The following is a 12,906-nucleotide window of genomic DNA, read 5'->3' on the forward strand; positions in this document are numbered from 1 at the left end:
ATTACTCACCCCAAATCAGGGTACAGGCGCATTGAGTGCTTCTCGAATGAAAAGGATGGTGCTCAGCACATCATCCATTAAAATATTGTTCATTCAGATTGCATTCAAATCGACACCCAGATTTTGATATTGAGATAATCCATTATAATCCCTGAGGAATTCTTTTGCCGCCACAATATCATCATAAATCTGCGCAATTAAAGCATCCACTGAAGTGAATTTAACCTCATCACGCAATTTGTGCAAGAAAAACACCTGCAATAATTCGCCATAAATTGACTGTTCAAAATCAAACAGATGCACTTCCAAAATATTCTTGCTTCCATCCACTGTCGGGCGACGTCCGACATTGGCTACGCCATATACTATTTTGGATGCGATTCGAACTTGAACTACAAATACACCCTGTAAAGGCAAGGCAGTACGATGAAGCGCAAGATTTGCCGTAGGAATTCCCCACTGACGCCCCCGACCGTCCCCATGTAATACACGACCACAAATACTATACAACCTACCTAAATATTTTGCTGCTGTATTCATATCACCATGCTGCAGGGCCATTCTAATGCGTGTTGAACTAATTCGGTCTTCATTAATGCAAAAATTTGAATAAATACTCACATCACAGGCTTGTTCTGCACCAAGTTTCATTAATAAACTCACATCCCCTTCCCTGTTTTTACCAAACCGGAAATCTTCACCTATTAGAAGATGTTTCACATTTAATATAGAAAATAAATAAGTACGGACAAACTCAGTGGCTGTTGTTTGGGCTAATGCATTATCAAATTTAATACAGTACACATAATCGATCTGACATAAACGCAATACATCTAATTTCTCTCTTAAGCTCGAGAGTCTTGCAGGCGCTTTCTCCTGTTGAAAGTACTCTCTGGGCTGAGGTTCAAATAAAATTAGAACTAAAGGCAACTTTAAGTGATTTGCTTTATTTCTTAAAGTCTTAAGAAGATTTTGATGGCCTAAATGCACCCCATCAAAATTACCAATAGTAGCGACCACGCCTTTATCAAAAGCAGAAAAATGTTGAATGCCGCGCAACAATTTCATATATAGTTCAATCGTGTAACTTGGAATCCAATAGTATACTTGTTTTCTACTCTATTGAGAAATAATAAGAGAAATTCAAAATTTGATATTAGTTGCTATTTGTTGCCTGGAATCTTTTGTAGCCCGGATTAGCGCAGCGTAATCCGGGAATCGACATGAATGACCTCTAAATCCCCGGATTACGCTGCGCTAATCCGGGCTACAATGCATTTGGGCTACATTCCGTCAATATTATTATTCTTATGCATGCTTCTCTTTCGTATGCTTCTCTGGTGTAATTGAGCGGACAATCAAAACATCACATTCAGCACCATGTAAAATGGAATTTGCTGTGGAGCCTAACAATAATGAAAGACCATGTTTGCCATGACTACCGGTGACAATCAAGTCGATTTGTCGCTCTTGAGCCACTCTTAAAATTTCATTTTTAGTGGAACCAAATTCAATAAATCGGTGTTTTGCATCTACCCCCAATTTTTGACCCAATTCATTGAGCTCTTTTTCAGCTTGCTCACGAATGGATAATTCAACCTCAGCAAACCCGGCAAAACCAGGATAAGCATAAGCAGGAATGGGTTCTACGACATGAACTAATATCAAGTCAGCACCATTCTCATCAGCAATTTTTTTTGCCTTATGCGCTGCTATAATACCAACCTCATCAAAGTCAGTAGCAAACAATACCCTCTTATACATCATTTTCTCCTTAAAATTCTGATGTCTATCTATAGACTAGCAGATTTAAAATTAATTGCATTACAAATAGAGCACGTTTGAGCTCATAACCATAAACTCCCGAAAAAACTCCAATTTTTTTTATATTGTTGAATACTTAGTACCGGCTCTTAATAAAACCTTAATGTTTTTTTATTAAACTTATCAACCAAACTTCGCGCAGTTTTTTTTTTTCAACAATCGATTAGGAGTTTTTATGCCTAAAGCCTTCACCCATTTATGCAAAAAAGTTAATCTTAGTTTGTATAACGATACTTTGACTGTATATCCCAAACCCGATTTATCAAAAGGTCTTCCCCTTCCACCTGTAAAAGATGAACTAAGCTTACTTTTTCTCTTATTATTTTCTCAAATGGATTGTGTTAGCGCCGAAGTGGATCACTTCTTTATGGAGCGAAAAAATGAGTTAGGAGTCTATCGCTTTGTACATCGTGATGACCCCGATCATTATTTGTATCATCAAGACAGTTTTAAAATGGATGATAATCATTATCATGCTCAATTTTCTGTATCGATTGATGAAAAAAAATTAGACAGTATTTTAACTACATTTGAGAAATACTCTATTATTTCAAATGAGGAACATACTCGCTTCCTCCAAGCATATCATGATGCGAATACTGTTGCTCAAGTGACTCAACAAACTTTAGAGAGTACTCCAGTTGCCCTTCTTCTGAAACCAGTTGCCGTTGCTCCCAAACCCATTGCAATTGATTTGAAACCAGAGTTAGCTGTTCCGAAAAAAGAATATACCTTTGGAGGGTTTAAAAAAGGATTCTTTAATTCTAATTCAGAGCCAGAACAAAGTACTCCCGTTCATTCGATTACGAGAAACAACAATCTGTTCCATTAAAAATCTTTGGCCTTTGGGTTGAGCTTTTAAAAATTCAACGTGTCATTTTTTGGGCGCGTTGAATTCATCCTTTACATCAATCTTATTTCCTCATTAATTAATCCTTTCAAGTATTGAGGCATAAAATAAATCCTAAGATTAGACCAGGGTGCCAATGCAAAATAATTCTCAAAAGTAGGATTTTCGCCTTTGATTAGTCCAATGCGAAATATTCGCACCATAACACCTGGCGCATCAGAGAGGATGCTCGCTATGCTTGGAATTAAAGAGTCTTCTTTCAGGTTATGCCGTGCGAAACAACCGCTCTGAGGTTAATCTAAATTTTTATCTCTCAACTTAATACGTTCTTCAGCCTTGGCGATTGCCTTACGAATGGCTTGTGCTTCTTCTGATTGCTCTGGTGCCAATTTTAATAAACGCTGCCAATAACTTATTGCATCTTCATAGGCATGACTTACAAAAGCATCCATCGCAAGCATCGCGAGAGCATCCGCTTGGTTGGGATTATTTTTTAATAATCGTCTAAATATCTCAGTAATCTGCTCAGTAAATTGCTGATTATTTAATACCCACAAACTGTGCGCATAATTCACTGCAAATTGTTCATCATCCGGATTAAACTGATAGGCTTTCGCAAAAGCATTCACTGCATTTTGCTTGTCATTTTGGCTACTGTACAAACGCCCTAAAAGATACCAACCCTTAGCACTCTTAGGACTATCATCCAGTTTTGCTTTTAATTTATCGATTAATTCTTGAGGACTCTTAACCGATTCCAATATTTTTTTAGCTTGTTCCTGGGACTTTAGGTGGTGGACATACTGCTGCCATCCGCCAAAACCGCCCCAATAAAAATATCCGGCAAATGCAACCAAAAAAACAGTAGGAAACAAGAGCAAACTGGCAATAAAACGGCGTTTGAATGGGTAAACCATGAAAATACAAGCTAATCCAGTTAGAGCGGCTAAGGCTCCTAACAACCACCATTCATTCATAAAAAATCACCAATTCAAAAAATAATCAAGGCACAAGACCCAGGTACATGATCTAATGCCTTTTACGTGGGACATAGAATTAGATAAAGAGCTCCATCAGAACAAAGAACCGTAGGACAGGGTAAATCCGAATGTTTTACAATCGGTGGATCGATTATGTCCTTTCCCTCTCTCGCATTCTAAAACAAGTCCGCCAAAAAATAACAAACCCTAATACTAAAAATAAAATAGGTCCAAACCACAATAAATAAGTTACTGCCTTAACAGGGGGATTAAATAATATAAAATCGCCATAACGAGCAGTCAGATAATCACTGATTTCAGTATCACTCTTCCCCTCCTTAACCATTTGATAAACCTGAGCACGCAAGTCTTTAGCCAATTCTGCATTAGAGTCAGCCAAATCTTGATTTTGACAAACCAAACAACGTAAGTCTTTAAGTAGATGATTAAACTGAGCTTCCTTTTGAGCGGAATCCAAAGGATAAGTACTGTTCGCCCAAGCAGACGAACCTAAAAAAATTAAAACTCCAAAAAATAGGCAATATACTCGAGCCACTAGGCCTGCTCCAAATGTTTGATTAAGGGTAAAATTTCTTTTAGCCATACCTTTTGTGTCATGATTCCAACATGTCGATATCGGATTATTCCTTGCTTATCAATGACAAACGTTTCTGGTGCGCCATAAACGCCTAAATCGATAGCCACTTTTCCATCCCTATCTTCAATCACGAGCTTATAAGGATTTCCCCACTGTTCTAACCATCGAAGAGCATTAACCGATTGATCTTTATAATTTAATCCATAAATTGGTATGCCTTCACGTGCTAGTTGCAACATTAAAACCTGTTCATCCACACAGGCCGCACACCAACTTGCCCAAACATTTAACAAAACAACCTGGCCACGCAACTGCTTGGAATCAAAAAATGAATTCGGATCATTCAATTGAGGTAGGCTAAATGGAGGTAAAGACTTACCAAGTTGCACGGAAGGCAGCTCATGTGGATTTAAAGATAAACCACGCCAAAGAAAAATACAAAGCAACAAAAAAAGAGTGATTGGAACTACTTTCCATCCTATTTTTTTCATGCCTTCAACTCCTGAGCGCTGACTACGATCGCCTTTTTTTGATAATATCGTCTGTCAGTCAGCGCAAAAAAACCACCTGCCAGTATCATAAATCCGCCAGCCCAAATCCAGCGTATTAAAGGTTTATAGTATAACCTTACCGACCAGGAATCATTGGTTAATGGCTCACCTAATGCAACATAGATATCTCTAAAGGGAGTTACATCAATTGCTGATTCAGTCATAGCCATTTGGCCTATATTGTACAGTCTTTTTTCAGGATAAATCAGTTTCGTTTTCCCTTTATAACTTATTTCAAATTGTGCTCTAGTTCCTTTATAGTTAGGTCCAGATAAAGGCTCCTGACTCATAAACGCTATCGAATAATCAAGCAAAGCTACTTTTTTTCCGGGTTCCATTTGCACATCATCTTGCACACCGTAAGCAGTAGAAACCGCAATACCAATTACTGTGGTTGCAACACCTAAATGCGCCAGAATCATTCCCCAATAGGCTTGTCCAACTTGAGTTAAACCGCGATCAAAAATTCGTCTGTAAGCCGCTTTAACAGTGCTCATGATCACCCAAAACGCGAGAGTTAATCCCATAAAGGCGGAAGCATTAAATTCTTTTGTGGTCGCAATGAGCAAAACGAGCGGAATTAAGAAACTAAGCAAAGCAAGCTTCCAAAGTTTTTTTAATACCCCACGCCAATCATCACTATTCCATCTTAGATGAATACCTATTCCCATCAATAACAACATGGGAATCATCAAAGGAACGAATACTGAATTAAAATATGGGGCTCCTACTGAGAGTTTGCCTAGTCCTAAACCTTCAATAAGTAGAGGGTACACGGTACCCATTAAGACGGTGAGCATAATAACTACTAAAAAAACATTATTTAACAATAAAGCGCTTTCCCTGGATAAAGGACTGGGATTACCATCAGAGTGTAACGTTTGTGCTCTAAAAAGAAATAACAATAAAGAACCTCCAATGACCAACACTAAAAATCCTAAAATAAATAATCCTCGCTGCGGATCTACCGCAAAGGCATGAACTGAAGTCAAAACACCAGAGCGCACAAGAAAAGTACCAATGAGGCTTAAAGAAAATGCAGCTATTGCAAGCAACATAGTCCACGCCTTAAATTGCTGGCGCTGTTCCGTCACTGCTAAAGAATGCAACAACGCAGTTCCTACCAGCCAAGGCATAAACGAAGCATTTTCTACCGGATCCCAAAACCACCAACCACCCCAGCCTAACTCACGATAAGCCCACCAGCTTCCCAAGGTAATTCCAGTCGTTAAACAACACCATGCAGCTAATGTCCAAGGTCTAGTCCATTTGGACCAACTGGCTTCTACCTTACCGGCCCAAAGAGCAGCAATGGCAAACGCGAAAGCAACAGAAAAACCAACATACCCCATATACAACATAGGTGGATGGAATAAAAAACCAGGATCTTGCAATAAAGGATTCAAATCACGTCCCTGAGTGTCTAAAACTTGAAACTGACGCAAAAAAGGATTGGATGTAGTCAGCAAAAACAGAATAAATCCAATACTTAACCAGCCAAGCACAACTAAAACTCTCGTACGCATTTCCTTATCCAAACCCGAACTGCAAAGAGCCACCAGCAATGTCCAAAAACTTAGTATAGAAACCCATAACAACATCGAGCCTTCATGTCCGCCCCAAACCGCACACAACTTGTAAAACCAAGGTAAGGAAATACTGGAATTACTCATTACGTAAATGACTGAAAAATCATTCTTTAAAAAACAAAGGGTCAGAAAAAGATAGGACAAAGCGATAAAGAAAAATTGGCAAACGACATAAGTCCTCGCAGCATCCATCCAATTTGGGCGTTTTAATTGCAATCCAGCCAATGGAATTAATGCAAGCATAATGGAGGAAAGCAACGCCAAAATCAAAGAAAAAAGTCCTAATTCTGCAATCATGTATGTACCTTTTTGGATAAAGCAGCTTTCACTTCCGGCGGCATATAATTCGCATCATGTTTCGCCAATACTTGTGAGGCGCGAAAATGTTGACTATCAATCAGTTGCCCTTCAGCAACCACACCTTGTCCATCTCTAAATAAATCGGGAAGAATGCCTGTATAAGTCACAGTTATGGTTTGATCAAAATCGGTTATCTTAAACGCTACATCCAAACCTTTTGTTGAACGGATAATGGAACCTTTCTCTACCATACCCCCTATCCGAATAGGGTGTTTTTGTGGTGCCTCACCCTTCACCGCCTGGCTCGGAGTATAAAATAAGCTAATATTTTGCCTAAGAGCATATAATACCAACGCGGCAGCTATAGATAAAATAGACATGGTAAATACTAAAAGGGTTATCTTACGTCTGCGTGCTGGAGTCATTTTTTATCGCTTAAACCATTGTTGTAATTGTCGGCGTGTCTGTTTCCCTTTCCATTTCATCCCTAACAGGTTCATGATCAAAACTACACCCACCAAACCATAGGCTGGCCAGACATACATGGAGTACCCCCCCATTGCCAACCACTCTAAAAATTGATTCATTTAAATTCCCCTTCAAATTGAATCCTAACCCAAGATTGTCTTTTTTCCCTAAGCAATAATTCTTGGCGTGCTTTCTCTAAAATAATCCACAAACAATATAAAAAAAATCCGGTTATGGTTAACAACAAAGGATACAGCATGCTGCCATCAATTTTGGGCTTAGCAAAAACTGATAAAGTAGAGCCTTGATGTAATGTATTCCACCAATACACTGAATAATGAATAATTGGTAAATCAATGACGCCAACTAAGGTTAAGATAGCGATGATTTTATCGCCATCTTCTTTGTTTTTTACCGTATAGTGTGTTGCTAAAATTGCCGCATAAAGTAATAGAAGAATTAACTCAGAAGTCAAACGTGCATCCCAAACCCACCATGCCCCCCACATGGGTTTACCCCAAATACTTCCGGTTACTAGGGCCAGAAAAGCCATACTCAGGCCAATTTGAGCAACAATGCTAATTAAAAGACCGGCGATTTTAATTCGCCAGATCAAAAGCAATACCGCTAAAAACCCCATCCAGGCATAAAGCATCATCGACAAAAATGCACTGGGAACATGTACATAGATAATACGAAATGCGTCGCCTTGTTGATAGTCAGGTGGAGTAAAAGCCAACCCCCAAATGGTACCAACAACTAATGCCACTAGGGCACCCACAGCCAAACTTGGAGTAAGACGTCCAGCGGCATTATAAAAAAACTTAGGTGATGCCAGTTGATATAATAATTTCCACATAGGAATAATTGGAATCAAAAAAAGCGGATTTTAACACGCATCCCCTTATTCGCAAAATCCGTTTCAAATAAATGCAGCCTCACCACGTCATCCCGAGCGAAAGGATCTTCCATCAACACCTCGTGCTCCATTCGGCAGATACCACGCCATGTTCGGGATGACGGCAAAAAGATTGCGCTGTGCTAATCCAGGTTACAAAAGGCTTCATTCACTTATTCAACATGACTGATGCGTATGATACCGGCAATTGCGTACGGTAAAAATCCTATTGCAACTACCGACATAGCCAATAATAAGGCCAAATAAGCACTAATTGGCAGGTTTTGCATGGCAATATTTACAGTTCCACTTCCAAAAATGAGTATAGGCAAGGTTAACGGCAGCAAAATCAACGCCATCAAAAGACCCTTTTGGTTAATTCCCACTCCAAATGAAGCGGCTAGAGCACAAAGAAATAATAAAGAAGGAGTACCACAAATAATAGTCAGTGCAAGTACTTCAGTTTCCCAAACACTTAATGAAAAAAGCAAGCCAACCAAAGGACATAAAGCAAGTAACGGAAGTAAATTAAATAACCAATGAGCAATTACTTTTGCAGCAATGAGTAAAGGCAAAGAGTGACCGGAAATAATCCATTGTTCCATTACGCCCTGTTCATAATCTTGTTGAAATAAACGTTCAGCTGAGAGCAGCAAAGATAAAAGTATTGCCATCCAGACTAAGCCAGGAGCAACAGTGCGAAGCAGGACAACCTCCGGCTTAATCGTCAACGGAAACATAAAAAGAAAAATTAAGAAAAACAAGCATGCGTTCACTAAAAAACGTATTTGCCGTATCTGAATAAGTAATTCCCGGTTGCATTGTTTGGCAAAAATAGAAAAAGAGGAGCTCACAAACAATACTCCTCATAATCAGATGAATTTAGTGGTAATTGCTGATGGGATGTTAATAGAACAGCCCCGCCCTGTTTTCGATGACTGGCTATTTTATCCATGACCCGTAGGATCGCGCGGTCATCTAAAGCAACTAAAGGCTCATCAAGAAGCCATAATTTGGCGCAAGAGAACCATAACCGCAACAATCCAGCTTGTCTTCGCTGTCCGGAGGACAACAACCCACACGCCATATCAAGGTGCTGTTCGAGTTTAAATATCGAAGCGAGTTCTTCAATTGCATTAGATTGATCTTTTTTTACACTCGCCGATGATGAGGAGGCATAATGTAGATCAAAATAACAATTCTCTCTTAAGGTTAAATTAGGGTTAATACCGGCTTTGTGACCCACAAAACACAACTGACGTTGGTAAGCGGAATAGTCTTTTGCTATATTCTGGCCAAAAAATTGCACTTCACCCTGATGCGGATGAAATAAACCAGCAATTAATTTCAATAAGGTTGTCTTGCCTGCACCATTTCTACCACGTAAATGAAGCAAACCTCCTACAGGCAAATGAAAAGCTACATTCTTTAATAAAGGCTGATCCTGATAATCAAAATCAAGGTTAATCACATCAAGCATAGGTCAAAGATATACTGTAGGTTGAATTTCTGGATATTCATGCAGCTAGGGAGGAGCTGGGAAAAATTTATAATCCCCATCTTCCGCCGCGCTTCACCCAGGCCACACTGTGTAAAGAAATAGTACTCGAACTAGAAAACAAAACAAGTTTTATTTTATAGGTTCATTTCCAAAAACTTTTCAAGCTCCAAATCTCTTTACCGCTCCGCAACCATTTCTCTAAATGCGTTCACTTTGGATGTATCGAGCCTGAAAAACCAAGTGACCAATCCTTGGCTCAAAGCAAGTACTTTTTCGTATTCAGGTTTCGCTTTTAATTAATCTACTACTCGATCAAAATTTTCTGTAAGTTTTTAATTTCATTTTGGCTTAATTTGTCAGATTCCATAATCCCCAGCCTTCTTACAACTTATTAAATCTACTTAATAGCCCCTTGCTAACTACCCTATTGATCGCCATAATTTGTTTTTATTTTTTTAAAGGTCAACAATGGAATTTTTAACTCAATACGGTCTGTTCCTTTTAAAATCAATCACTGTAGTTATTGCCTGCCTGATTGTATTTGCCGGTTTTTTTTCAATGAGTCGCAAGCCGAAACCTAAACTGGAGGTAATCTCACTAAATGAGCATTATGATCATATCATATCCACAATGAATAAAAAAGTTTTAGGGGTGAAACCTCCTAAGAAGAAAAAAAATAAAGACAAAAAGCCAACCCTTTATGTAATTGATTTTCATGGTGACATTAAAGCCTCCCAGGTAGAACAACTCAGAGAGGAAATCACTGCAATCCTGTGTACTGCCAAACCTGAAGATGAAGTTTTAGTACGCCTGGACAGCCCTGGTGGTATAGTCAACACCTATGGTTTAGCAGCGTCACAACTGCAACGCATTCGCGATAAAAAAATTCCTTTAACTGTGAGCATCGATAAAATGGCTGCCAGTGGAGGTTATTTAATGGCCTGCGTTGCGGATAAAATCATTGCAGCCCCTTTTGCAATCATTGGATCTATTGGTGTAGTAGCGCAAATCCCTAATTTCCATCGTTGGCTTAAAAAGCACGATATTGATGTAGAGTTGTTAACTGCTGGGGAATACAAACGAACGCTAACCCTGTTTGGTGAGAATACTGAAAAAGGCAGAAAAAAAGCTCAGGATGACCTGGAGAAGATACATGCTGCGTTTAGAAATTATGTAGGAGCTAATCGCGAACAATTAAATATTGATGAAGTTTCTACCGGGGAACATTGGTTAGCTAAAGATGCCTTTGATCTCAAACTTGTTGATAAGCTATGCACCAGCGATGATTATCTCCTGGAAAGGATTACTCATTATAAAGCATTCAAACTCATTGTTCCGCCCAAAGCATCTCTGGCTAACAAATTACTTAAGCCGGCAATGCGATTGATGCACCCATGGGGCTAAGGAAACAAGCCCCTAAAAAGCTTTAATATTCAATATGCTAAATAAACTACCGAATTCGAGATAATGGTATATAATTAATTTAGATTACAAAATGGAGTGAGCTATGAGTGACTTTAAATCAAAACTTCCTGATCTTAAAGAGTTAGCTTCAATGACAGGCAAATTATATACCGACATCAAAAAGAGCGTAGGTGAAATCGTTCAGAATTATAAAGAAAATAGAGCTCAAGAAGCAGAAAAGGCAGCGCAAACACAAGCAGAACCCGTTAAAGAAACAAAACCCCAAAAAGCTGATGCGCCTAATGTAGAACCTACCCCTGTTGAAGAATCAAAACCTGATGACACCAAACAATAATGGTTAACACTGATTAGCATTGCAGTCTGAGTGCAGCGCAGCCCCCACCTAATTTATTGCCGTCATCCCGAGTATCATGAGGTATCTCCCCATTAGGACATAGTTCTCAACAGGGAGATACCTCGCTTTACTCGGTATGAGGGGGCGTCTGTAAAGAATACTATTGCTTAAATTCATACCCGCTCAGGACGAGTAAGCCCATATTTACGCATTTTTTCAACTAAAGTAGTACGTCGCATATTCAAATAACTTGCAGCATGAGCAACTACCCAATCGGCTTCATTTAAAGCTTGACTAATCAGAGCTAACTCCGTTTTCACCAAGTGCTCTTTTAAATCGATACCCTCTGTACCAGGCGTCTGCTCTTGATTCATCCCCTCTAATAAAGCTTCTCGTTCAGAATTCGACGTGTCAGATTCCGTATAGGGAGCTTTATATTCACCTCGAACTTTTTGGGGTAAATCTTCTTTACTTAAGATTCCTTTCGGATACAAAATAGTTAAACGCTCTACTAAATTCGCCAATTCTCTAATATTACCTGGCCAACTGTACTCACTTAGTGCAACCATAGCATCTGGCATTAAACGTACACTAGGTCGGTTTTCATTCTCAATACGTGAAATCAATTCATTAAATAGCAGTGGAATATCCTCTGCGCGCTCTCTTAATGGAGGCATTTCTATAGGGAATACATTAAGTCTATAAAATAAATCCTCTCTGAATTTGCCCTCTTTAATGGCTTCCTCTAAGTTTCTATGAGTTGCCGCAATAATTCTAACATTTACATCGATACTTTTATTAGAGCCTACTCGTTCAAAACAACGTTCTTGTAATATTCGCAATAATTTTACTTGCATAGGTAAGGGCATATCACCTATTTCATCAAGAAATAAAGTACCTCCATTTGCTAATTCAAATCGACCTTGCCGCGAAGTAATTGCACCGGTAAATGCCCCTTTTTCATGACCAAATAATTCGCTTTCGAGTAATTCTGCAGGAATAGCCCCGCAGTTAATTGGAATAAATGGCTTACTGGCTCTTGAAGATAGACTGTGAATATTACGAGCAACCACTTCTTTACCTGTTCCAGATTCTCCAAGAATTAAAACACTGGCTTCAGTATCAGATACTTGCTCTATTAGTCTGCGAACAGTGCGAATACCCTTGCTATTCCCCACCAGACTGCGTAATAAAGGATTTTTTTGATTGCTGATAAGAATCGAATTGACTGCCTCTTTCGCAATTTGGCATTGGTGCAAAGATTCCATGATTTGTGCATAGGTAAAGGGGAAAGGTTGACAAGCAACTACATTACGCAATAGGCATTGCGTATGATTTAGTTTTTGCCCCACCACAATAACCGGTACTTTGACAAACTTGTTTACCAATAAGTCCAGTTCATTTAAAGTCTCCTGAATCGATTCACTTGCACCAAAAAGAATCACATCAGGATTTATATCGGCAATTTGCCACTCGCCATATTTACTGACTTCAGTCGATTCACCGATAAAATCAAGTATCGTACATAATTTGTCACTACGACTTGCATCATTATCGATGATAAAAACCTTGTCATTAATACTCATAA

General features: G+C 39.0%; 15 protein-coding genes. 3 read left to right on the top strand and 12 right to left on the bottom strand.

What is annotated here, in order from left to right; all coding sequences use genetic code 11:
• Positions 1-93: 93 nt before the first annotated feature.
• Positions 94-1,068 carry a bifunctional riboflavin kinase/FAD synthetase gene (gene ribF, locus EL022_RS13075; RefSeq protein ID WP_028380149.1) on the bottom strand — a complete coding sequence of 325 codons (975 nt, stop codon included), beginning with the start codon at positions 1,066-1,068 and terminating at the stop codon, positions 94-96.
• A gap of 240 nt (positions 1,069-1,308) precedes the next feature.
• Entirely contained in the window at positions 1,309-1,764 is a 456-nt protein-coding gene (locus EL022_RS13080; RefSeq protein ID WP_028380148.1) for a universal stress protein, read from the bottom strand.
• A 235-nt stretch (positions 1,765-1,999) separates the two neighbouring features.
• Between EL022_RS13080 and EL022_RS13085 the strand changes: the two genes are divergently transcribed.
• Positions 2,000-2,656 (top strand): hypothetical protein, encoded by a 657-nt coding sequence (locus EL022_RS13085; protein ID WP_028380147.1) that lies wholly within the window; start codon positions 2,000-2,002, stop codon positions 2,654-2,656.
• A 311-nt stretch (positions 2,657-2,967) separates the two neighbouring features.
• Here the strand turns inward: EL022_RS13085 and EL022_RS13090 are convergent, their stop codons facing one another.
• From EL022_RS13090 to ccmA, 9 genes are all read right to left on the bottom strand, one after another.
• Positions 2,968-3,651 (bottom strand): tetratricopeptide repeat protein, encoded by a 684-nt coding sequence (locus EL022_RS13090; protein WP_028380146.1) that lies wholly within the window; start codon positions 3,649-3,651, stop codon positions 2,968-2,970.
• A gap of 154 nt (positions 3,652-3,805) precedes the next feature.
• On the bottom strand, positions 3,806-4,210 hold the full coding sequence (locus EL022_RS13095) for a cytochrome c-type biogenesis protein (RefSeq protein WP_028380145.1): 405 nt from the start codon (positions 4,208-4,210) through the stop codon (positions 3,806-3,808).
• On the bottom strand, positions 4,210-4,743 hold the full coding sequence (locus EL022_RS13100; RefSeq protein WP_028380144.1) for a DsbE family thiol:disulfide interchange protein: 534 nt from the start codon (positions 4,741-4,743) through the stop codon (positions 4,210-4,212). Before EL022_RS13100 ends, EL022_RS13095 begins: the two co-directional genes overlap by 1 nt.
• On the bottom strand, positions 4,740-6,689 hold the full coding sequence (locus tag EL022_RS13105) for a heme lyase CcmF/NrfE family subunit (protein ID WP_028380143.1): 1,950 nt from the start codon (positions 6,687-6,689) through the stop codon (positions 4,740-4,742). The genes EL022_RS13100 and EL022_RS13105 overlap by 4 nt, the downstream gene beginning before the upstream one ends.
• Positions 6,686-7,117, bottom strand: coding sequence for a cytochrome c maturation protein CcmE (gene ccmE, locus EL022_RS13110; RefSeq protein WP_028380142.1), 432 nt, complete (start codon positions 7,115-7,117; stop codon positions 6,686-6,688). Before ccmE ends, EL022_RS13105 begins: the two co-directional genes overlap by 4 nt.
• Before the next feature lie 3 nt (positions 7,118-7,120).
• On the bottom strand, positions 7,121-7,279 hold the full coding sequence (gene ccmD, locus EL022_RS13115; RefSeq protein WP_028380141.1) for a heme exporter protein CcmD: 159 nt from the start codon (positions 7,277-7,279) through the stop codon (positions 7,121-7,123).
• The gene (ccmC, locus tag EL022_RS13120; protein WP_028380140.1) at positions 7,276-8,019 is read right to left on the bottom strand and encodes a heme ABC transporter permease CcmC; all 744 of its coding nucleotides are present in this window, start codon (positions 8,017-8,019) and stop codon (positions 7,276-7,278) included. Before ccmC ends, ccmD begins: the two co-directional genes overlap by 4 nt.
• Before the next feature lie 212 nt (positions 8,020-8,231).
• Positions 8,232-8,912, bottom strand: a complete 681-nt coding sequence (ccmB, locus tag EL022_RS13125; RefSeq protein ID WP_028380139.1) for a heme exporter protein CcmB — start codon at positions 8,910-8,912, stop codon at positions 8,232-8,234.
• Positions 8,909-9,538: a heme ABC exporter ATP-binding protein CcmA gene (gene ccmA, locus EL022_RS13130; protein ID WP_028380138.1), complete on the bottom strand. Its 630-nt coding sequence runs from the start codon at positions 9,536-9,538 to the stop codon at positions 8,909-8,911. Before ccmA ends, ccmB begins: the two co-directional genes overlap by 4 nt.
• A gap of 489 nt (positions 9,539-10,027) precedes the next feature.
• On the opposite strand from ccmA, the gene sohB reads away from it, so the two are divergent.
• On the top strand, positions 10,028-10,963 hold the full coding sequence (gene sohB / locus EL022_RS13135; RefSeq protein WP_028380137.1) for a protease SohB: 936 nt from the start codon (positions 10,028-10,030) through the stop codon (positions 10,961-10,963).
• 103 nt (positions 10,964-11,066) lie between these two features.
• Positions 11,067-11,318 carry a hypothetical protein gene (locus EL022_RS13140; RefSeq protein WP_028380136.1) on the top strand — a complete coding sequence of 84 codons (252 nt, stop codon included), beginning with the start codon at positions 11,067-11,069 and terminating at the stop codon, positions 11,316-11,318.
• Between the two features lie 173 nt (positions 11,319-11,491).
• On the opposite strand, the gene EL022_RS13145 is transcribed toward EL022_RS13140, so the two are convergent.
• The gene (locus EL022_RS13145) at positions 11,492-12,904 is read right to left on the bottom strand and encodes a sigma-54 dependent transcriptional regulator (RefSeq protein WP_028380135.1); all 1,413 of its coding nucleotides are present in this window, start codon (positions 12,902-12,904) and stop codon (positions 11,492-11,494) included.
• Between the last annotated feature and the right edge of the window lie 2 nt (positions 12,905-12,906).

The organism is Legionella cherrii (assembly GCF_900635815.1).
Taxonomy (GTDB): domain Bacteria; phylum Pseudomonadota; class Gammaproteobacteria; order Legionellales; family Legionellaceae; genus Legionella; species Legionella cherrii.

Excerpts from the sequence above, each read along its gene's own strand:
- EL022_RS13145 (WP_028380135.1), bottom strand. The coding sequence starts at position 12,904 with ATGAGTATTAATGACAAGGTTTTTATCATCGATAATGATGCAAGTCGT.
- EL022_RS13105 (WP_028380143.1), bottom strand. The coding sequence starts at position 6,689 with ATGATTGCAGAATTAGGACTTTTTTCTTTGATTTTGGCGTTGCTTTCC.
- EL022_RS13085 (WP_028380147.1), top strand. The coding sequence starts at position 2,000 with ATGCCTAAAGCCTTCACCCATTTATGCAAAAAAGTTAATCTTAGTTTG.
- EL022_RS13100 (WP_028380144.1), bottom strand. The coding sequence starts at position 4,743 with ATGAAAAAAATAGGATGGAAAGTAGTTCCAATCACTCTTTTTTTGTTG.
- sohB (WP_028380137.1), top strand. The coding sequence starts at position 10,028 with ATGGAATTTTTAACTCAATACGGTCTGTTCCTTTTAAAATCAATCACT.
- ccmE (WP_028380142.1), bottom strand. The coding sequence starts at position 7,117 with ATGACTCCAGCACGCAGACGTAAGATAACCCTTTTAGTATTTACCATG.
- ccmC (WP_028380140.1), bottom strand. The coding sequence starts at position 8,019 with ATGTGGAAATTATTATATCAACTGGCATCACCTAAGTTTTTTTATAAT.
- ribF (WP_028380149.1), bottom strand. The coding sequence starts at position 1,068 with ATGAAATTGTTGCGCGGCATTCAACATTTTTCTGCTTTTGATAAAGGC.
- ccmA (WP_028380138.1), bottom strand. The coding sequence starts at position 9,538 with ATGCTTGATGTGATTAACCTTGATTTTGATTATCAGGATCAGCCTTTA.
- EL022_RS13140 (WP_028380136.1), top strand. The coding sequence starts at position 11,067 with ATGAGTGACTTTAAATCAAAACTTCCTGATCTTAAAGAGTTAGCTTCA.
- ccmD (WP_028380141.1), bottom strand. The coding sequence starts at position 7,279 with ATGAATCAATTTTTAGAGTGGTTGGCAATGGGGGGGTACTCCATGTAT.
- EL022_RS13090 (WP_028380146.1), bottom strand. The coding sequence starts at position 3,651 with ATGAATGAATGGTGGTTGTTAGGAGCCTTAGCCGCTCTAACTGGATTA.
- EL022_RS13080 (WP_028380148.1), bottom strand. The coding sequence starts at position 1,764 with ATGTATAAGAGGGTATTGTTTGCTACTGACTTTGATGAGGTTGGTATT.